Genomic DNA, 18174 nt, shown 5'->3' with positions numbered 1-18174 from the left:
AGCCTTTTACATAATAGAAAGGAAGAGGAAGATGGAAAGTACAGGGATTCAGCGGTTGTTTTACCTTTCCTGGACAGTAATCAAACTAAATTTACTGTTTGTTTTATTTAGTTTAGCTGGAGGGATTATTTTTGGTGTTGGTCCAGCACTCCAAATGATGACTGATTTCATTTTGGAAGAGGGCATGAATTATCAAGCAATCACCGTTAAACGAGCATTTGAATCATGGAAAGCACATTTTAAAAGAAGTAACTGTTATTTTTTACTTTTTCTCTTCACTTTAGGATTTGTTTTTTATAATATTTATTTAGCCGTTCAATTTACCGGAATAATGTGGTTAATTATTACATTTATTTTATTTTTTGTTTCCCTAATACTCGTTATTTTTTACATTTATATGCTACTATATGAAGGAAGCTATTTTATCTCAACTATTGATTTAATGAAGCTTTCATTTATCAGTATCTTTTTAAACCTCGGTGTATTTTTTAAAGTCTTATTCGGTGTAATTAGTATCGTTGCTTTAACTTGGAAAATGAAAGGACTGCTACTATTTGCTTCGTTTGCCTTAATTATGATGTGGTGTGCCTATGTCACGCGTAAAAATCGCCAGTTTATTGATGGAAAGTTGGAACAAAATGAAGCGAATCTTCAAAAAACTGTTTAAAAAAAAATATTTATTAAATCGATTAGTACAAAAATACAGTCTACTGTTAACAAGTATTATTTTGTTAACGGTGGCTGCTTTGTGCGTTTATGTTACTTATACAATTAACTTATCAATTGATTCACAAAAAAATAACGCCGTTTCCCAAATTGACAGCTATGTAACGAATAAAAATAATGCAGCAACGAATATGATTAATGAATTAGCTGGCTCTGCAAGTAAAATTGAAAACATGCGAAAATATATGGAACTTTCTCCTCCTGAGTATTTTGACTATACTTACAGCCAATGGTCAGAAGATCGGGTCAGTACCCACTTTGGAAATAATTTAAGTACATTATTTAGCACCTTTCCTGACTTAGAAGAAGTGATTATTCGCTTAGATGAATTTGATCAGGTTTTGTTCGCCAATCGCACAGCTACAAATGGGAAAAAAATGGATATGTCATCAATTAAAAAACATGGCTTTCAACTAATGCGAATTATCTCCGATCCTTATACAGGACAACCGTTGGGAGAATTGTACACTGTGTTTTCAAGTCAAGAGTTGCTAGGCAACCAAGCAGACTTATTGAAAAAATCAGGTATTAATGCGTTTATCTATGATAGTGCTGGGAATCAAATTTTTTCTGAAAAAGCACAATTTACCAAAGAAGAAGAGCGGCAACTAGATAAAAGAATGCACACCGATAGTGACATTCAACAGGTTTTTCATAATCGCTACGATATTACGGAAATAGAAAGCAGTGGCCGGAGTACCATTCTCTTATTAACAAGCCGCCGAGTCTTATTTCAACAATTGTTTATGAATTATGCGGCCATTTTAGGGATTGGGTTACTTTTGATTGTTATTTTATTAGTGGGCTTAAACCGCCTGTTTAAACGCTATTCTCAACAAGTCCAATTAATTTTAGAAGCAACACGAGCCATTGGCGATGGCAATTTAAAAGAACGAATTGACACGAATCAAGTTCAGGAAGAGTTGAATGATATTGCTTCCGCGATTAATTTTATGGTAGACAGTTTAGATCAATACATTCACGATATTTATACTTTAGAAATTAAGCAACGTGATGCCCACATGAGAGCGTTACAGTCGCAAATTAATCCTCATTTTCTTTATAATACGTTGGAATATATTCGCATGTATGCTTTGAGTCGGCAACAAGAAGAACTAGCTGATGTTGTCTATGCTTTTTCAACGCTACTTAGGAATAATATTAACCAAGAAAAAACCACGACCTTGGCAGAGGAAATCTCATTTTGCGAAAAGTATGTGTATTTGTATCAAATGCGTTATCCCGACCAATTTGCCTATAAGTTCGAAATAGAAGAAGCAATTGCTGATGTTGAAATTCCTAAGTTCATTATTCAGCCGCTTGTCGAAAATTATTTTGTGCATGGTATTGACTATCAACGACAAGACAATGCTATCAAGGTCCACGCCTACCGAGAAGATGAAAGAATTATTGTGGCTGTTGTGGATAATGGAAAAGGAATTACCGCCAATCGGTTAGAGGAAATTCGCGCACGTTTAAATCAAACAGAAATAGAAACGGAACAATCCATTGGGTTAAGAAATGTTCATGAACGTTTACAACGCTTTTTTGGGGAGAGTTATGGTTTAACCATTGAAGGGAAAGAAGGAGAAGGGACGACAATTCGTCTTTCGTTTGTAGCATAAGGGGTGAAAAGATGTATCGAGTGATGTTTGTTGATGATGAATATATGATTTTAGAAGGCTTAAAATGGATTATTCCTTGGCAAGAGTTAGGCTTTGAAATTGTTAAAACAGCACGTAGTGCGCAAGAAGCATTGGCTTTTTTAGAAACAGAATCCATTGATGTTTTATTAACAGATATTACGATGCCGGAAATGAGCGGGATCGAATTAATTGAGCAAGCAAAGAAAAAAGGACATCAATTTATTAGTTTAATTTTATCAGGTTATCAAGAGTTTGATTACGTCAAAAAAGGCATGGCTTTGCAGGTCCAAGATTATCTTTTGAAACCAGTCAATAAACAAGAACTATTAGCCAATATCCAGAGAATTAAAACAGAATTGGACCAACAAAAAAAATCCCATGCCCGCGTGCGTCTATATCTAGAAAATGGCTTGATGCGTTGGCTTAATGATGAAATCAGCGAAGGGGAATACGAAGAGTTAATGCAGCAATTTGCGACTATAAAACCAGGTGATTTTACCGTTTTATTGGTTGAATCTGAGATGCCATTTTTAGAAACAATCAAGGAACTATTTATGAAAAAAGGTCAACTGTTATTCATTGAAAGTTGGATGAGTACGTACCACCAATTGTTACTTATCTATAAAGGGGCCAGACAAGAAGCGTTCTTATTTATTCGTGAAATTGAAGCGATTCTAGCTGGTCAAGGTCAGATTTTTGTAGGGGAATCTGTCAATGAATGGGAAACGGTTTATGAAAGTTATGAGAAAGTAAAACAGTTGCAAGCAATTGAAACGTTCTATCAAGAATTTCTGCCAAATAATCAAAAAGAACAAATGAATCGTTCGGCAGAAGATTTTACTTTTCTAGCGTTTAACCAAGCCTTGATGATTGGGGATATGCAGACCATTCAACGGGAGTTAGATGCTATTTTCAATCAGTTAAGTCAACAACATGCTACGCCAGAATATGTACGCTATGTAGTCTTCTTACTTTTTTCAGATATCTCCCGTCAGTATCCAACTGTGTTAGAAGAAAACTATGAAAAAATCGTGGAAGAAATTCGAGCTAGCAACAATCTTAATACACTGTATGCGTTAATGCAGCAAGTCTTGGCAGAAGTGAAAAATAAACCTAAAATAAAAAAATATTCAGAAAGTGTTAGCCAAGCTGTAGAAAGAATTGAACAAGGCTATTTAGAAGAATTAAACTTAAAAACGGTGGCGGATGAGCTTCATTTGAATCCTAGTTATTTAGGCCAAATTTTCAAAAAAGAAACCAAGCGGAGTTTTTCTCAATATTTGAATCAAGTGCGTACCAAGCATGCCCAAAAATTATTATTGTACACGGATGATACAATCAACGAAATTTCAGAAAAAGTAGGATTTAACAATACCAACTATTTTTCAAAAATGTTTAAAAAATTAAATGGAATTACGCCAAAAGAATTTCGAGAGCAATACCAATCAAATTACGCAGGTGTCGAAGAATAAAAAGAAAGATGTTCAATTTTTATGAACATCTTTCTTTTTATTATTTTTCCGTACTTAATGAAAACGGTCGTTCTGCTGTGTTTTGTGGATTCGGGACGATCCCTAATTGATAATCTAAAGTCCCGCCGTTTAATAGTTCTTGATGAGTAAAATAAGGCGCAGTATGTTTTTCTTGGTTTAACTGAATTTCATGAATAAATTGTTGTTGGACTTTGTTTGGTGATGTCTGAATGGTTAATTGTTTACCATTTGACAGTTTTACTTCCGCCGTCTGGACTAAAGGCATCCCGATTACATATTCACCAGTTCCTGGTGTGACGGGATAAAAGCCTAAGCTATTAAAAATATACCAAGCAGACATGCTGCCATTGTCTTCATCACCTGGATAGCCAGTTGGTGAAGCATCAAATGTTTGCATTAGTTGTTTTAAAAGTGGTTGAGCCATCTCTGGTTTGCCGATGTAGCTGAATAGAAACGGATAATGGAAACTTGGTTGATTTGAGATGGCTAATTGACCAAAATCAATTGCCGCCATTTCACTCATTTCATGAATTTCAAAACCATAGCCTTCAACGTTAAAGTTAGGCGCTTGATTGCAGAGCTGAATTAATTTTTTTTCGAAAGCTAACTCGCTACCATATAGCTTAATCAAACCTGCAAAATCTTGATAAACCGCAAAACTTGATTGCCAAGCACTTCCTTCGGCGTAATCTTTGCCCCAACGAATATCTAAAAAGTCAGGACGGAAATTGCCTTCAGTATCCTTTGCTTGCATAAAGCCAGTTTCAGGATTAAAAAGTTGTTGATAATTCAAGGCTTGTTGACGATAAAACGTTGCGGTCTCTGAATCATTCAATGTTTTTGCAACTTGCGAAATACAGAAATCGCTGTACGCATAGTCTAAGGTATGATTGACAGATTCATGATAGGTTGAAGGAACATAGCCATATTTTAGATAATCCAGAGTTCCTTGACGTCCATAATTTTCTCGTTCGCTTTGTTGTGTGGCGCCTTTTTTCATCGCTTCTAGGAACTGAGGCATCAAGTCAGGACGAATCTTTTTCACGGCGGCATCAGCAATGACAGCGTCAATCAAGGTGCCGGGCATTAAACCACGCTCATCTGGAGATAACCATTTTGGCAAGAAACCTGTTTCGTTGTAACTATTTAAAAAGCCTTCTAGCATCTCTTCGTATTTTTCTTGAGCAATTAGTGAGAACAATGGGTAAACCGTTTTATAAGTATCCCAAAAGCCATTATTGGTATATAGTAGACCAGGACGAACCGTTTGCGAGAACGTATCATAATGAATCGGCTGCTGATTTTCGTCCAATTCATAAAAGGTTTGCGGAAATAGGAATGTTCGATACAGTGTATGATAAAACGTTTTAGTATGTTCAGGATTTTCATGCGTTACTTTAAGACGATCGAAATAATTATGCCAATCTGCGATTCCTTGTTGCAGCATCTCAGTAGAACGCAAAGAGATTTCTCGCGCTAAATTTAACTGCGCTTGTTTTTCAGAAATAAATGAACTACTAAAATGAACAACTTGTTGAGCAATATTTCCAAAAGAAAGAAGGATTTTGCCATCTTCACCTGAAGAAGGGGCAAACCATTTGGTTAAAGGCTGTTCAAAATGAAGCACAAAATAAAAACTAAAATCTGGATCTTCACAACCAGAATAGTTGATGACTTTTACAGCCACTTGATGGTCATCTAATTGTTTTACTTGATAACGTCCAGGCAGAGTTAGTAGTAAGTGATTGTCTTTTTGTTGATAATCAATGGTTAAGATACCACCATACATGCTTGGGATTAATTGAGAAGTTATTTGATAGCGTAATTGAGTTAAGTTAATTTCAACAGGAGAAAAAAGGCTTTCTTCTGGACGATAAGAACTTTGGGCATGGAATAAAGAAAGTTCCAACAATGAACCACTGACAGGGGTCATTAATAAATGGCTAAAATCACCCATCCAAGGACTTGGTTGATGCGTTACTCGATAGCCTTGAAATGTTCGATCTTCTGGATGAAACCACCAGCTGCCTTTTTGGTCAGTTGTTTGCGGGGCGTAAAAATTCATCCCAAATGGCACGCCAGTATAGGGTAGACAATTTCCATTTGAAAAACTATGTTGGTTGGCAGTTCCGTGTCGCGTATCAATCGCTTGAATATTCATTAAAGTAGCTCCTTTGTTTTAAATGATATATCATATAGGCTGATTATAGCACAAAAAACGAGAAATGAAAGCGTATTTATTTGCTTTTTTATTTATTTTTAACGAATTGGTATATTCAATTTGGAAAGGGAATTGACAAGCATGTTACAATGGATAAGGAATCGATATTGGAGTGATTGTTATTTATTTTTTTAGTACAAAAAGTCAGCAATTTTTTGCGTATGTTTGGGCCATTTTCCCAGTCATCGCCTTTTTTTTGGTTAGTTTTTATACATTGGATTTTTTATTTTCCCCAAGCTATTTAATTATGGTGCCTGTATTTACTATTATGTTTAAAATTAACTATAAAAAAGATTATTCGTTTGTAGCGCTGCTCAAAATGAGTATCAGGCAATTTGTGATCAGTTTTTTAGCATTTATAGCTAGTAGTTCCTTTAGCTGGTCTATTATTTTAAATAGTAGTGTGACATTTTTAATTGTTTATTTATTTTATTCATCTGCGACACCGATGCGGTACCATAGTTATTTGATGATGTTTACGTTTTGTCAGTTAATCCAGGTTAAAGGAAATACATTTTTGATGCAATCTCAAGTTGTGGCCTTTTTAATTGGTCTTTTTTTATTGGCTTTAACACTAAACGCTTGGTGGCAAACAGGATTAAGTCAGCTAACCAGCTTAAAGAGTAGAGGCTATGTTCGCTTTTTTAAAAGCATTCAATTAAATATGAAGCAACAAAAATTGGCGGTTATTAATTTCTGGTACGACTTACAACAGACTTTTTTTGGGATTACAAGTTTCAAACAATTTTTAGAAAGTCCTGACGAAAGGGTGCAACGATTTCGTTTAGCTATTCGTATGAGTTTCACCATTACGCTGAGTTTTATTTTAATGTGGAGTGTAGGAGGCATTAAAATAATTTGGATTCCAATGAATGTTTTTCTACTCTTGCATCCAGTGAAAGCAGAAATGAACACGCGTATTAAGACACGTTTTTGGGGGACTCTTTTAGGATGTTTCCTTAGTCTGTTTGTTGTCAATTGGCTTCAATTGCCACTGACACACCTCGTTGTTTCTAGTTTGATTGGCATTTTTGTTTATGCCCTAAAACCAGGAACCGTGTTACAAGTGACAATGGCAACGATTTTTGGGTTATGTTTGGCAACAATTAGTTTACGAGGGATGTACGCCGCAGAGTTGCGGGTCTCTTTTGTATTATTGGCAATTTTTGTTGTTTGCTTAATTGATTTAGGTTTATTTGTTTATCAGCGTATCTTACGTTTTTAAAAAGTGTGGCACAGAGGGTTATTTACCCGTTGTGCCACACTTTTTAATTTTCTAAATTCGTTAATTTTTCCAAGTAATGATTTTCTATTTGCGGAAAATCTATTTTTTCTGGTGCTGCATCAGGGGTTTCAACTACTTGCTTCAAGCGGTTGAGAACAATTGACCAACCAGCGATATCTTTATGGCGAGGTGTTGTAAAATTTTCTGGGAGAGATTCTGAAAAGACTAACAGGGTCTGATGAGGTGCTTGTTCTTTTAAGTCAAAATAGATGATACCAGTATCCCAAGTCACGCCCAGATATTTTTCCTCTGCATAGTCAGTGAAAGGCATTGTTTCTTCAAAATCGGGCAGAATAAACCGCCAAAACCCGTTAACACCTAATTCACCAATTTCTAATTCTGGAAACCATTGTTTTAGCTTGTCTGTCTCAGTTAGGTAGCGCCAAATCGTTTGAGGGCTGGCTGAAATTGCTCGTTCTGTACCAAAATAAATCGTCTGGTTTTCTAAGCGAAAGGTATCTTTCATTTTGTTTCTCTCCTTTATTTATTATTCATGAAGTTCTAAAGGTAGTCCATCTGGATCAAAAAAGAAGGTCATTTTTTCACCCGTAAAATCATCTACTCGTAGCGGTTCTGTTTCAATTCCTTGCTCATTTAAAAAAGCAATCACTTCTTCAATATGTTCAACTTTAAAAGCTAAATGACGTAATCCTAAAGCTTCAGGATAAGAGGGGCGAGCTGGAAATTGATCAGAAATGAAAATTTCCAATTCTTGGCTGCCTAATTTTAAATCTAATTTAATATCGTTTTTTTCGGGACGATGATTTTCGCGAAGAACTTCAAAGCCCAACTTTTCGACATAAAAATTTTTAGTTGCTTGATAATTTGAGGCATTGATTGCCACATGATGAATTTCTTTAAAAAACATTTTTCATACTCCTTTTCGTTTTTTCCCTCTGTAGTATAGCAATAAAGAAGCAGCTAAAAAAGCGTTCTGTTTGACTCTTTAAGAAAAGACAAGGGATTTGCAAAAAAATAAAATTATTTTTTTGAAAGAAAGCGCTTGCCAAAAAAAGAATAATCAAGTATGATGTATATACAACTTAATTGTATATACAAGTTTGAGAGGAGAATGTAAAATGGGTAAGTTTCAAAGCGATGCACAACAGTTGTTGAAAGCAGTAGGAGGCAAAGAAAATATTTCAGCTGTTTCTCATTGTGCAACTCGAATGCGTTTTGTATTAAAAGATCCAAAAAAAGCGGATGTACCTGTGATTGAAGATATTCCTTCTGTAAAAGGAACCTTTACAAATGCTGGACAGTTTCAAGTAATTATTGGGAATGAAGTCCCACAATTTTATAATGATTTTTCTGCAATTTCCGGTTTAGAAGGGGTTTCAAAAGAAGAAGGGAAAGCAGCTGCCAAAAGTAATTTGAGTCCTGTTCAACGAGTTGTTTCTGTTTTAGCTGAGATTTTTACACCATTGATTCCTGCACTTGTTATCGGGGGATTGATTTTAGGGTTCCGCAATATTTTGGAAGGGGTTCCATTTGGCTTTCTTGATGGTCAAACAATCGTGGAAGTTTCTCAATTTTGGAATGGAGTCAATTCATTCTTATGGTTAATCGGCGAAGCAATTTTCCACTTCTTGCCAGTTGGGATTACGTGGAGTATTACGAAGAAAATGGGAACCACACAAATTTTGGGGATTGTCCTAGGGATTACATTAGTCTCACCACAACTTCTGAATGCTTATTCAGTTGCGACGACTAAAGCAGCAGAAATTCCTTTCTGGGATTTTGGGTTTGCACAAGTTAACATGATTGGTTATCAAGCGCAAGTTATCCCAGCCATGTTAGCCGGCTTCTTGCTTGCCTATCTTGAAATTTTCTTTAGAAAAGTGATTCCTCAAGCAATTTCAATGATTTTTGTCCCATTGTTTGCTTTAGTACCAACAGTATTGGCTGCACATGTCATTTTAGGACCAATTGGTTGGACGATTGGTAGTTGGGTTTCTGATATTGTAAATGCAGGATTAACGTCAACATTTAATTGGTTATTTGGCGCCGTCTTTGGCTTTATGTACGCACCATTAGTCATCACTGGGTTGCATCATATGAGTAATGCGATTGATTTACAGTTGATTGCTGACTTTCAGTCAACCAACTTATGGCCAATGATTGCTCTATCAAATATTGCACAAGGTTCAGCAGTTTTAGCGGTTATCTTTATGCATCGTGGAAACAAAAAAGAAGAACAAGTTTCGATTCCAGCAATGATTTCTTGTTACCTAGGTGTGACTGAACCAGCGATGTTTGGGATCAACTTAAAATATGTTTATCCATTTGTTGCGGGCATGATTGGTTCAGCAATGGCAGGAATGTTTGCCACTTTAATGGGCGTTCGTGCGACAAGTATCGGCGTCGGTGGCTTGCCAGGAATTTTATCTATTGTGCCACAATATTACTTGCCGTTTTTAGGCGCAATGGTGATTGCTATTATCGTACCAATGGGCTTAACTTATATTTTCAGAAAGAAAGGCATTTTTAATAAAGTCGATCCAGTTGATGAAGCAACAGGGATGTTATACAGCGAAGAAGGGTAATCGCTTTTTGAAGTAAAGAAGAATTCGTAGAAAAATGTCTACGAATTCTTCTTCTTTTTATAGAAACTATTGGCTTTTTTCTCTCTTTCAGTTAGACTAAAAAGGTTGAGAAAAGGAGAGCGTAAAAATGGATATTTATTTAAAAAAAGCAATTTTACACATTATTGATCGAGAAACTGGGACGCCGGTTTTCTCTGAAAAGGAACTAGATTTAACCACTGAGTATATTCGAACGTATTTAACTGCAAAAATTTCAAAACTTTCGACTGCACAAACAAAGACTGGAACATTGGCGGAAAATAGTTCCTTTGTTGACACGTTACGTGGGATTCCTAGTGATTTTGTGAAGAAAAGCCAAGAAGTTACCCAACATTGGTATGATGTTTATTCAGGAAGCGAAGATGCGCCTAGTGCTGATATTTTGTTCATTTTATATGAATTAGATACGGTGTTACATGTCGCAATGATTAAATTAAACTATAAAGAAAGTTACACGCATTACGTCGACTATGAAGAAGAATCCGTTTATAACAAACTGATTATCAATCGAGCAATTTTGTCTTCAAAATCACAAAAACCAGATGAAGGGATTACGGTTGACTTAGATACATTAGCGTTTGAATTACTAGAGAAAAGATATGAATTTTCAGGAGAAAAAATCTGGTATTTCTCTGAAAAAGTGATTGAGACACAAGCGGCACCTTCCATGGAAGAAAATATCAAAGAAATTAAAAAGGCAGTCAAACGCATTGGAAAGAAATTTAACGAAGATGAGTTTGAACTAATGGCTTCGGTAAAAGAAGCGGTATATGATAGCATTGAGGAAACGGGAACGATTGACAATGAGCAAATTGCTGATCAAGTGTTTAAAGAAAATGTATCAGCTAAATTAGCTTACCAAGAAGAAGTGAATGAGTCGAAGTTTGTCGACAAAACACCGCCAGTCAGAGAATCTCGCGAAATTTCTGAAAAGAAATTTGGCAAACAAAAGTTAAAAATGGATAACGGTATTGAATTAATTGTTCCGTTAGATGTTTACCGCAATGGGGATTTAATTGAATTTGTTAATAATCCAGATGGCACAGTGTCCATCATGCTAAAAAATATCGAAAAAATTAGTAATCAATTATAAAGAAAAAAGCCGTTGGCAATCGACCAACGGCTTTTTTCTTTATTTTAATTTTTCCAAAGCTTTTTCTGGGACTTCTTTTTCTGTCACTTCATTCCAGCTGATCACACCTTTACGGGGATTGACTTTCAATTTTAGATAGGCTTTCATACGCAAAGGTTGATCACGATATTCGTTTAATTCAACGGTCTTTTCTTTACCGTTTTTATTAAACGCAGGTTGTTGATAGTAATACAAAGTCGTCGGTTCACCAGAAGCTGATTTTTCATCTTTCTTTTCACCAGATGTTGTGATTTGTGTATAGTAGGCTTCTCCGCCGTAATAGTAATTATAAACGCCCCAGCTACCGCCAGCTAAAATGACTATGGGAATTAATATTTTTAGTAATGTTTTCATTTTCCTCACCTCAAGGAATAGTATGCCTTTTTTTTGGGAAATTTGCCATATTTTTTTCCGTTAATTGAGTGACACTTTTGTTAGTTTTGGCACTTTCTTGAAAAATTCATCATTTTTTTAAACAAAAGACAACGTTTGTCGCTCCCTTTTTTTCACTATCATGCTACAATAAAGAAAAAAGATGGAGGTAGAGGACAATGATGCCCTTTTATTTTGGAATCGATCCAACCTATATATTGGTAATTATCGGAATTGTGATTTCTGGTGCGGCCTCCGCATATGTTAACAGTACCTTTCGTAAATATGATCAAGTACGAAGCAGTAAACATGTTACAGGCACGCAGGCAGCACAATATATTTTACAAAAAGAACAAATTAATGATGTTGGAGTTCAGCAAATTGCTGGTGATTTAACTGACAATTATAATTCTGGAAACAAAATGTTGAGCTTATCCGAAGCCACTGCTCAATCGACATCGGTCGCGGCTATTGGCGTGGCGGCTCATGAATGCGGACATGCGGTACAAGATCATACGAACTATGTGCCTTTACGTCTTCGTGCAGCCATTGTTCCAGTTGCCAACATCGGTTCAACCATCTCCTTTCCACTAATTTTGATTGGTGTTTTATTTAGTTGGAATCAAACATTAATCAACATTGGAATTTTGGCTTTTTCATTAGCCTTGATTTTTCAATTGGTGACTTTACCGGTGGAGTTTAATGCGTCTAGACGTGCATTAAGTATTCTTTCTGAAGGTGGGTTATTAACAGAAGAAGAAGTCCCAATGGCCAGAAAAGTTCTTTTTGCAGCTGCACTTACCTACGTAGCAGCGGCGCTTTCGACCTTTTTACAACTTTTACGTTTGGTTATTTTATTTGGTGGCAACAACCGCCGAGACTAAGTGCCAGCAAAGGTCTTTCTATTACGCATAAAAGTAATAATATGTTATGATTAAAATAGAAAATAACAGAGGAGCTGAAGGAAATGAAAGCATCAACAAAAATTGGTATCGGTTTAAGCATTGCTGCAGTTGCAAGTGTCTCTGTTGCAGTCATCGCTTCTGAAAAAATTATTAAGAAGGTATCTCATGTTTCCAATCGTTATAAAGTTAAAAAGTTTGTAGACGATAAATTTGATGGAAACCAAAAATTATTATCGATTGTCGATGATTTATCCGATGATGAATTAGATTCTGTTTTAAATGTTGTTGATCGTGTGAAAGATGGCGGTTCAAAATTAGCTGAATATGGCGAAAAAGTTAAAGACAATACAGATTCTTTAAAAGAACGCTTTTTCACATTTATTGAAGATGCAATGAAGTAAAAAAGATGGCCTAGGCCATCTTTTTTTTATAAAAATAATTCTTTTGTTTCAACATAATAGCCTCTGCCACCAACTAGAACTTGATCAATTGTCTTTTGGGATGTAGTGTTCAAACGCACTAAAACTTCTGAAGGAGCGTTTAAGGTATAACCTTGGGCAAAGGTGTAATTGGTTTTTTGTAAAATTTGGTGATGGTACAGATAACAAGCTAACGCACCATTTGATGTACCAGTAGCGGCTTCTTCATCGATGTCATAAAGGGGCGCAAAATTCCTACAAATGATATTTTCTTCAGACAAAGCAAAAAGATGCATCCCAATAACTCCATACTTTTGACTAAGTAACTTAATTTTTTCAAAGTTTGGTTGTAAATCCTGTAATAATTGCGCATTTTTAATGGGAACCAAAATATCTTTTAGACCCGTTGATACAATCTGGATAGGAAAAACAGTTGCCACTGCGTTTAAATCAAAGCAGCCGCTCAATTCTTCTAAAGTGAGCGTATCATAAAAAGTTGGGACAGTTTGTTCCATAAATAGTTGTTCATCGTTCACCGTGATTGCGAGCAAACCGCTGTTCGTTTCGATTGTATATGCTGTTTGCAATAATTTATTTAAGTGCTTCATGATGGTGAAAGCGCCAATTGTCGCGTGGCCACATAAGTCGACTTCTTCTTTTGGCGTAAAATATTCAAGGCGGAAATCAGCAATCTTTGAGTCTGAAATAAAAGCAGTTTCTGCAAATCCTAGTTCTTTGGCGATGGCCATTTTTTGGGTTCTCGTTAAGGGCTGTGTCATAAAAACAACGCCTGCTTTGTTGCCACCTTCGTGGTTTTTACTAAATGCACTAGCGACATATGCGGTAATTTTCATTGGAACGCCTACTTTCTAATTGGGAATAAAAAACATACGAGTAAAAAATGGACGTACTACTTTCTTAATAACAAATAACAAAAGATTAAATCATCCATTTTTTTTAAAGATAAGCCAGTTTGTTCAAAAAACTTTTCCAACCGATAGTGTAAAGTATTTCGATGCATAAATAAATCTTTTGCAGTGGAGCTGATATTGCCTTGATTTTTCCACAAAGCGCTGATGATTGGCTGAATATCGGTGTCTTTATTTAATAAACGACGATAATACTCAACAAGTACATTTTGACTCATGGCTTCCTTGGTAAAATAGTGGAGGGCGACATCGGTTAAACTAAAAACAGTCGTCCGGCTAGAGGAATTAAGTTCTTCTGAAAAAATACGTTGTTCTTCATGGAAACAACGCCGGAGAATGTCTTCAGAGGAATAAAAATTGCCAACAAATACAGCACTAGTGCAATCAAAGTCTGTATCTAATGTTAAAAAGATCCCTTGAATTTCTTCTTGTTGAAAGGTATTTTTTGACTGTTCTTCAACTAAAATATACATATTATTACTTGGACTGAAACAATCAACTGTATCTGGAAACATCTTTGTTAAATTAAATTGCCATTCAGCTTGTAATTCTTTTGGGACATTCGTTTGAATTTGCAACATACGAAAGGTCCCTTCGGCAGGTAATTTTGCCTGTTGAAATAAGTAACTGAACCAAGGATGGTTACCAGTAATTGTGGGATTTTCAGAAATTGGGAAAAGCGCTTCCAACAAATGCTGTTCTTTAATGCTTAAGAAAGCTTTATTCACAATGAAAAATTGGTCGTCAACAGGAATTGAATAGGTGGCTTCGGAACCAATTGTTTTTGATAAATAGCCTTTGGGATAAAGCTGAGATAAATTTTCAATAATCATAGACACACCTCACTGATTTATTGTACCATGAAGCAAGACAGAAGTTTAGTGGGAAAAAGCCGAAAGGTGGAAATTAATTGGGAAAAAAAGAAACAACGTTAACACAAGAAGAAAAAGAAATTTTTATGCGAGAAGCCATTGCAGAAGCGAAAAAAGCAGAAGGTTTGGCTGAGGTGCCTATTGGAGCTGTAATTGTTCGACAAGGGGAAATTATTGGCCGCGGGCATAATCTGAGAGAAGCACGGCAAGAAGCAACGGCGCATGCAGAAATGTATGCAATCCAAGAAGCGTGTCGCGGGATAGAAAATTGGCGTCTAGAAGAAACCCAATTATTTGTAACTTTAGAACCTTGTCCAATGTGTAGTGGGGCGATGCTTTTAGCACGAATTCCAGAAGTTTATTATGGCGCAACTGATCCTAAAGCAGGCACTGCTGGCACATTGATGAATTTATTAGAAGATGAACGCTTCAATCATGTGGCCTATGTCGAAGCAGGCGTTTTAGAAGAAGAGTGTCGCTTATTGCTAGTTCAGTTCTTTAAAAAGTTACGGGCAAAGAAAAAAGAAGAGAAACTTTTAAAAAATCAAAAGAAAGACTAGTCAAAAGAATAAAAATACGTTATACTAGGTTTTGCCGAAAGGCTAGGACAATGGCGGGCTAGTGAATTGTGTCAGATCCGGAAGGAAGCAGCACTAAGCAAGTGCCGCCATGTGTCTGATTGAATAAGGAACGTATCAAGGCTGAGAAGCCTTTTTTTATTTTATCTAAAATTAAAAAGACAGGAAAGTTGGTCGCTTTCCTGTCTTTTTTAGTGGATTCAAGATAATACAGCAGCTGCTAAGGCTTGTTGAATAGCAACAATATCTTTATCTTTTCTAAATTGAAGACTTACTGAAGGTAATTCAGCACTTGAAATCCATATCTTTAGTTCCGCATCTAGGTCGAAATGTCCACTAGTTTCAACAGAAAAGCGTGAAATAGATTTGTAGGGAATCGATTTATAATCAACTTTTTTACCTGTAATTCCTTGTTTATCGACTAAAATTAAACGTTTATCTGTAAAGACAATTAAATCTCTTACTAAAGTGAAGGCCATATCTACTTTTTCGTTAGGGATTAAAACATCCCGTAATTCTTTTTCAGCTGTTTCATTATTATTTTGTGTTGCATTTCCTAATAATCCATCAAATAATCCCATGTTAATTCTCCAATTCTACTTTTTTGAAAAAAATTCTTTTATTTAAAAGTAAACTTATATCGTGCAAAAGAATCCGCTTTCAATTTGATTATAACGTTAAAGGTCCTTCGAATGCAATTGATTTTTTAGCATAAGAAAGTGAGGCCTAAGTCGCTGCAACTTAGGCCTCACTTTCTAAATTTTAAAAGAACCTACTGAATAAAAGCAGTTTCTTCTTATTTCTTGGAGCTAAAAACTTTGGTTTCAACATTTGGTAGGACTATGCCCAATCGCCATTTCTAAAAACTGGAACAATCGTCCCGTCTTCCTTAATGCCGTCAATATTCATTTTGTCAGATCCTACCATAAAGTCCACATGTGTTTGGCTACGATTTAAACCAGCTTCAGCTAATTCTTCTTCGCTCATCTCCGTGCCGCCTTGTAAGTTGAAGGCATAGGCCGAACCAAAGGCTAAATGATTAGAGGCATTTTCATCAAACAATGTATTATAAAAAATCAAACCGGATTGTGAAATTGGTGAAGGGTCGGGTACTAAAGCAACTTCTCCTAAGTGTTTGGCACCTTCATCAATAGCTAAGAGATTTTTCAATGCTTCTTCACCTTGTTCAGCTGAGAAGTCAACAACTTTTCCATCTTTAAATGTAAATTTCATTCCCGAAATGATAGTGCCAGCATAACTTAGTGGTTTTGTACTAGAAACATAACCATCAACGCGGCGACTATCTGGGGCGGTGAAAACTTCTTCTGTTGGCATATTAGCCATAAATTCTTCCCCACGCGCGTTATAACTACCAGCGCCTTCCCATAAATGGTTTTTAGGCAAACCAATCGTTAAATCTGTCCCAGGAGCTGTGTAGTGTAAAGCAGTAAATTGTTGTTCGTTTAATTCAGCCGCTTTTTCTTGTAATTTTTTATCATGGATATCCCAAGCAATGACTGGGTTTTCTTCATAAATTCGTGTTGTTTTGAAAATTTCATTCCAAAGTGCATCAACTTGTTCTTCACTTGTTGCTAATTCTGGAAAGACTTTAGCTGCCCAGCCTTCACTAGCAGCAGCTACAACAGTCCAACTTACTTTGTTGGCTTGCGTTGCTTTTCGTAGATTGACCAATGCTTTCCCATTAGCCGCTTGGAAAGTTGCTACACGTTGTGCATCCACGCCAGCTAATGCATCAGGATTAGAAGAAACCACGCTAATTCGGCTTGCGCCTTTGGCAATCCAATCATCGGTTTGATCAATTTTATATTGAGGAACATTTTCAATACGATCAGTTGCAGCATGAGCTAAAAATTCACGTTGAATGGTTTCGTCGCTCCATTGAACAATTACTTCGGCCGCGCCTAAGCGATAAGCTTCTTCCGTAATTAAGCGGGCAAGGGGCGCTTGATCGACACTGATTTGTAAAACAACCGTGTGATTGTCCTGAACATTGACACCCGTTTCAGCAATTAAACGTGCATATTTCTTTAGATTTTCATTAAAATTCTCTAAGGTCATTCGTGATTCCTCCTTCATTTTGATGGGTAATGACTGCTCATATCATAACACGGAAGAGCGGGGAACTCAACGAAATAAAGCCTTTATCAACTGTTATTTTAAGTCGGGGTAAAAGTTGTCGTGCTCCCGCTCAGTGAACTTTTGTACAAAGAGTTGTTCTAATTTTGCATAATAGAAAAATCGTGTTACAATAACCATAAGCATTTATTTGGAAGCGTTGTATATGAATGAATAAAGGGGATAGGGAATTATGGCAAGAAAAAAAACCATTACGAAAGAGCAGATTTTAACAGCTGCCTATGAAGTAGTCGCCACTGAAGGATTTTCGAAGTTCACTGCACGTAATATTGCTAATAAAATGAAATGTTCCACCCAACCGATTTATTTGGAATTTAAAAACATGGATGATTTACGCGATGCTTTATTCCAAAAAATTCATAAATACTTAGCGAAAGAAGTATTTCCAGTAAAACATACCGGGAATACAATTGTTGATTTGGCTTTAAACTATATTCATTTTGCGACAAGTGAAAGTAAGTTATACCGTGCGCTTTATTTAGAAGAATATGGTGGCGGCAAAAAAATGCAAGAATTCTCTTATCACTATTTTACTGAAGCGGTAAAAGCTGATCCTGAGTATGCTAATTTAAACGATGTTCAAATTGACTCTTTACACATGGGAACATGGGTGGTCGCTACTGGTGTGGCTGCATTGATGACTTCTGGAATTATCCATCCTTCAGAAGAACAAATCATTCATTTAATGAAAGATAGTATTGAAGCAATTCTTGAACGAGATGAACCAATTGATATTGACCTATAAAAATTAAAAAAAGTGTAACCTCATGCTGATAACTTCTGTGAGGTTACAGCAAAAGACTGTTTCTTAAAAGAACGGTCTTTTTTTGTTAAGTGTATTAATGGTAGATTAT

18 protein-coding genes and 1 other RNA gene are annotated in these 18174 nt (G+C 36.0%); 11 read left to right on the top strand and 8 right to left on the bottom strand.

Annotation, left to right across the window (positions count from 1 at the left end; genetic code table 11):
* The first annotated feature begins 31 nt into the window (after positions 1-31).
* From IGL07_RS09275 to IGL07_RS09265, 3 genes are read left to right on the top strand one after another with little or no spacing between them, the layout of a single operon-like run.
* Positions 32-667 carry a YesL family protein gene (locus tag IGL07_RS09275; RefSeq protein WP_002362905.1) on the top strand — a complete coding sequence of 212 codons (636 nt, stop codon included), beginning with the start codon at positions 32-34 and terminating at the stop codon, positions 665-667.
* Positions 621-2351: a sensor histidine kinase gene (locus tag IGL07_RS09270; RefSeq protein ID WP_029659062.1), complete on the top strand. Its 1731-nt coding sequence runs from the start codon at positions 621-623 to the stop codon at positions 2349-2351. The genes IGL07_RS09275 and IGL07_RS09270 overlap by 47 nt, the downstream gene beginning before the upstream one ends.
* An 11-nt stretch (positions 2352-2362) precedes the next feature.
* A complete protein-coding gene (locus tag IGL07_RS09265) occupies positions 2363-3844 on the top strand; it encodes a response regulator transcription factor (protein WP_010817484.1) in 1482 nt (493 codons plus the stop codon).
* 40 nt (positions 3845-3884) lie between these two features.
* Here the strand turns inward: IGL07_RS09265 and IGL07_RS09260 are convergent, their stop codons facing one another.
* Complete coding sequence (locus tag IGL07_RS09260; protein WP_010817483.1) at positions 3885-6026, bottom strand: GH92 family glycosyl hydrolase; 2142 nt, start codon at positions 6024-6026, stop codon at positions 3885-3887.
* A gap of 172 nt (positions 6027-6198) precedes the next feature.
* Between IGL07_RS09260 and IGL07_RS09255 the strand changes: the two genes are divergently transcribed.
* On the top strand, positions 6199-7311 hold the full coding sequence (locus IGL07_RS09255) for an FUSC family protein (RefSeq protein WP_010817482.1): 1113 nt from the start codon (positions 6199-6201) through the stop codon (positions 7309-7311).
* 43 nt (positions 7312-7354) lie between these two features.
* Here the strand turns inward: IGL07_RS09255 and IGL07_RS09250 are convergent, their stop codons facing one another.
* Complete coding sequence (locus tag IGL07_RS09250) at positions 7355-7837, bottom strand: SRPBCC family protein (protein ID WP_002356863.1); 483 nt, start codon at positions 7835-7837, stop codon at positions 7355-7357.
* A gap of 21 nt (positions 7838-7858) precedes the next feature.
* Positions 7859-8239 (bottom strand): SMU1112c/YaeR family gloxylase I-like metalloprotein, encoded by a 381-nt coding sequence (gene gloA2 / locus IGL07_RS09245; protein WP_002356864.1) that lies wholly within the window; start codon positions 8237-8239, stop codon positions 7859-7861.
* 211 nt (positions 8240-8450) lie between these two features.
* Here gloA2 and treP point away from each other — a divergent pair, with 211 nt between their 5' ends.
* Both treP and IGL07_RS09235 read left to right on the top strand, forming a co-directional pair.
* Positions 8451-9917 (top strand): PTS system trehalose-specific EIIBC component, encoded by a 1467-nt coding sequence (gene treP, locus IGL07_RS09240; protein ID WP_002383776.1) that lies wholly within the window; start codon positions 8451-8453, stop codon positions 9915-9917.
* Between the two features lie 127 nt (positions 9918-10044).
* Positions 10045-11049, top strand: a complete 1005-nt coding sequence (locus IGL07_RS09235; RefSeq protein WP_002389942.1) for a nucleoid-associated protein — start codon at positions 10045-10047, stop codon at positions 11047-11049.
* A 39-nt stretch (positions 11050-11088) separates the two neighbouring features.
* On the opposite strand, the gene IGL07_RS09230 is transcribed toward IGL07_RS09235, so the two are convergent.
* Positions 11089-11442, bottom strand: coding sequence for a YxeA family protein (locus IGL07_RS09230; protein WP_010817481.1), 354 nt, complete (start codon positions 11440-11442; stop codon positions 11089-11091).
* Between the two features lie 197 nt (positions 11443-11639).
* Between IGL07_RS09230 and IGL07_RS09225 the strand changes: the two genes are divergently transcribed.
* Both IGL07_RS09225 and IGL07_RS09220 read left to right on the top strand, forming a co-directional pair.
* Complete coding sequence (locus IGL07_RS09225; protein WP_010817480.1) at positions 11640-12344, top strand: zinc metallopeptidase; 705 nt, start codon at positions 11640-11642, stop codon at positions 12342-12344.
* A gap of 83 nt (positions 12345-12427) precedes the next feature.
* Complete coding sequence (locus IGL07_RS09220) at positions 12428-12766, top strand: hypothetical protein (RefSeq protein WP_002356871.1); 339 nt, start codon at positions 12428-12430, stop codon at positions 12764-12766.
* Between the two features lie 26 nt (positions 12767-12792).
* Here IGL07_RS09220 and IGL07_RS09215 read toward each other — a convergent pair whose 3' ends face one another.
* Together IGL07_RS09215 and IGL07_RS09210 are read right to left on the bottom strand one after the other, a co-directional pair.
* Positions 12793-13638, bottom strand: a complete 846-nt coding sequence (locus IGL07_RS09215; RefSeq protein WP_010817479.1) for a PhzF family phenazine biosynthesis protein — start codon at positions 13636-13638, stop codon at positions 12793-12795.
* Positions 13639-13694: 56 nt separating this feature from the next.
* A complete protein-coding gene (locus IGL07_RS09210; protein WP_002398570.1) occupies positions 13695-14546 on the bottom strand; it encodes a PucR family transcriptional regulator in 852 nt (283 codons plus the stop codon).
* 77 nt (positions 14547-14623) lie between these two features.
* On the opposite strand from IGL07_RS09210, the gene tadA reads away from it, so the two are divergent.
* Complete coding sequence (gene tadA / locus IGL07_RS09205; RefSeq protein WP_002369024.1) at positions 14624-15145, top strand: tRNA adenosine(34) deaminase TadA; 522 nt, start codon at positions 14624-14626, stop codon at positions 15143-15145.
* Positions 15146-15184: 39 nt separating this feature from the next.
* Positions 15185-15271: signal recognition particle sRNA small type (gene ffs / locus IGL07_RS09200), an RNA gene on the top strand.
* A gap of 92 nt (positions 15272-15363) precedes the next feature.
* Here ffs and IGL07_RS09195 read toward each other — a convergent pair.
* Both IGL07_RS09195 and IGL07_RS09190 read right to left on the bottom strand, forming a co-directional pair.
* A complete protein-coding gene (locus IGL07_RS09195; RefSeq protein ID WP_002356881.1) occupies positions 15364-15744 on the bottom strand; it encodes a PH domain-containing protein in 381 nt (126 codons plus the stop codon).
* A 259-nt stretch (positions 15745-16003) separates the two neighbouring features.
* The gene (locus tag IGL07_RS09190; RefSeq protein WP_010817478.1) at positions 16004-17242 is read right to left on the bottom strand and encodes an aminopeptidase; all 1239 of its coding nucleotides are present in this window, start codon (positions 17240-17242) and stop codon (positions 16004-16006) included.
* Between the two features lie 250 nt (positions 17243-17492).
* On the opposite strand from IGL07_RS09190, the gene IGL07_RS09185 reads away from it, so the two are divergent.
* Positions 17493-18065, top strand: coding sequence for a TetR/AcrR family transcriptional regulator (locus IGL07_RS09185; protein ID WP_002356883.1), 573 nt, complete (start codon positions 17493-17495; stop codon positions 18063-18065).
* Positions 18066-18174: the final 109 nt, after the last annotated feature.

The sequence above is a fragment of the Enterococcus sp. DIV1368f genome, assembly GCF_051712245.1.
In the GTDB taxonomy this organism is placed as follows: domain Bacteria; phylum Bacillota; class Bacilli; order Lactobacillales; family Enterococcaceae; genus Enterococcus; species Enterococcus faecalis.
The sequence above is the reverse complement of the archived record's forward strand: the minus strand, read 5'-3'. Positions and strand labels throughout refer to the sequence as shown.

What these genes read in the sequence shown, in the direction of transcription:
- IGL07_RS09230 (WP_010817481.1), bottom strand. Translation starts at nt 11,442, where the DNA reads ATGAAAACATTACTAAAAATATTAATTCCCATAGTCATTTTAGCTGGC.
- IGL07_RS09185 (WP_002356883.1), top strand. Translation starts at nt 17,493, where the DNA reads ATGGCAAGAAAAAAAACCATTACGAAAGAGCAGATTTTAACAGCTGCC.
- IGL07_RS09220 (WP_002356871.1), top strand. Translation starts at nt 12,428, where the DNA reads ATGAAAGCATCAACAAAAATTGGTATCGGTTTAAGCATTGCTGCAGTT.
- IGL07_RS09270 (WP_029659062.1), top strand. Translation starts at nt 621, where the DNA reads ATGGAAAGTTGGAACAAAATGAAGCGAATCTTCAAAAAACTGTTTAAA.
- gloA2 (WP_002356864.1), bottom strand. Translation starts at nt 8,239, where the DNA reads ATGTTTTTTAAAGAAATTCATCATGTGGCAATCAATGCCTCAAATTAT.
- IGL07_RS09215 (WP_010817479.1), bottom strand. Translation starts at nt 13,638, where the DNA reads ATGAAAATTACCGCATATGTCGCTAGTGCATTTAGTAAAAACCACGAA.
- IGL07_RS09250 (WP_002356863.1), bottom strand. Translation starts at nt 7,837, where the DNA reads ATGAAAGATACCTTTCGCTTAGAAAACCAGACGATTTATTTTGGTACA.
- IGL07_RS09210 (WP_002398570.1), bottom strand. Translation starts at nt 14,546, where the DNA reads ATGATTATTGAAAATTTATCTCAGCTTTATCCCAAAGGCTATTTATCA.
- IGL07_RS09190 (WP_010817478.1), bottom strand. Translation starts at nt 17,242, where the DNA reads ATGACCTTAGAGAATTTTAATGAAAATCTAAAGAAATATGCACGTTTA.
- IGL07_RS09235 (WP_002389942.1), top strand. Translation starts at nt 10,045, where the DNA reads ATGGATATTTATTTAAAAAAAGCAATTTTACACATTATTGATCGAGAA.
- IGL07_RS09225 (WP_010817480.1), top strand. Translation starts at nt 11,640, where the DNA reads ATGATGCCCTTTTATTTTGGAATCGATCCAACCTATATATTGGTAATT.
- IGL07_RS09260 (WP_010817483.1), bottom strand. Translation starts at nt 6,026, where the DNA reads ATGAATATTCAAGCGATTGATACGCGACACGGAACTGCCAACCAACAT.
- treP (WP_002383776.1), top strand. Translation starts at nt 8,451, where the DNA reads ATGGGTAAGTTTCAAAGCGATGCACAACAGTTGTTGAAAGCAGTAGGA.
- IGL07_RS09195 (WP_002356881.1), bottom strand. Translation starts at nt 15,744, where the DNA reads ATGGGATTATTTGATGGATTATTAGGAAATGCAACACAAAATAATAAT.
- IGL07_RS09275 (WP_002362905.1), top strand. Translation starts at nt 32, where the DNA reads ATGGAAAGTACAGGGATTCAGCGGTTGTTTTACCTTTCCTGGACAGTA.
- IGL07_RS09265 (WP_010817484.1), top strand. Translation starts at nt 2,363, where the DNA reads ATGTATCGAGTGATGTTTGTTGATGATGAATATATGATTTTAGAAGGC.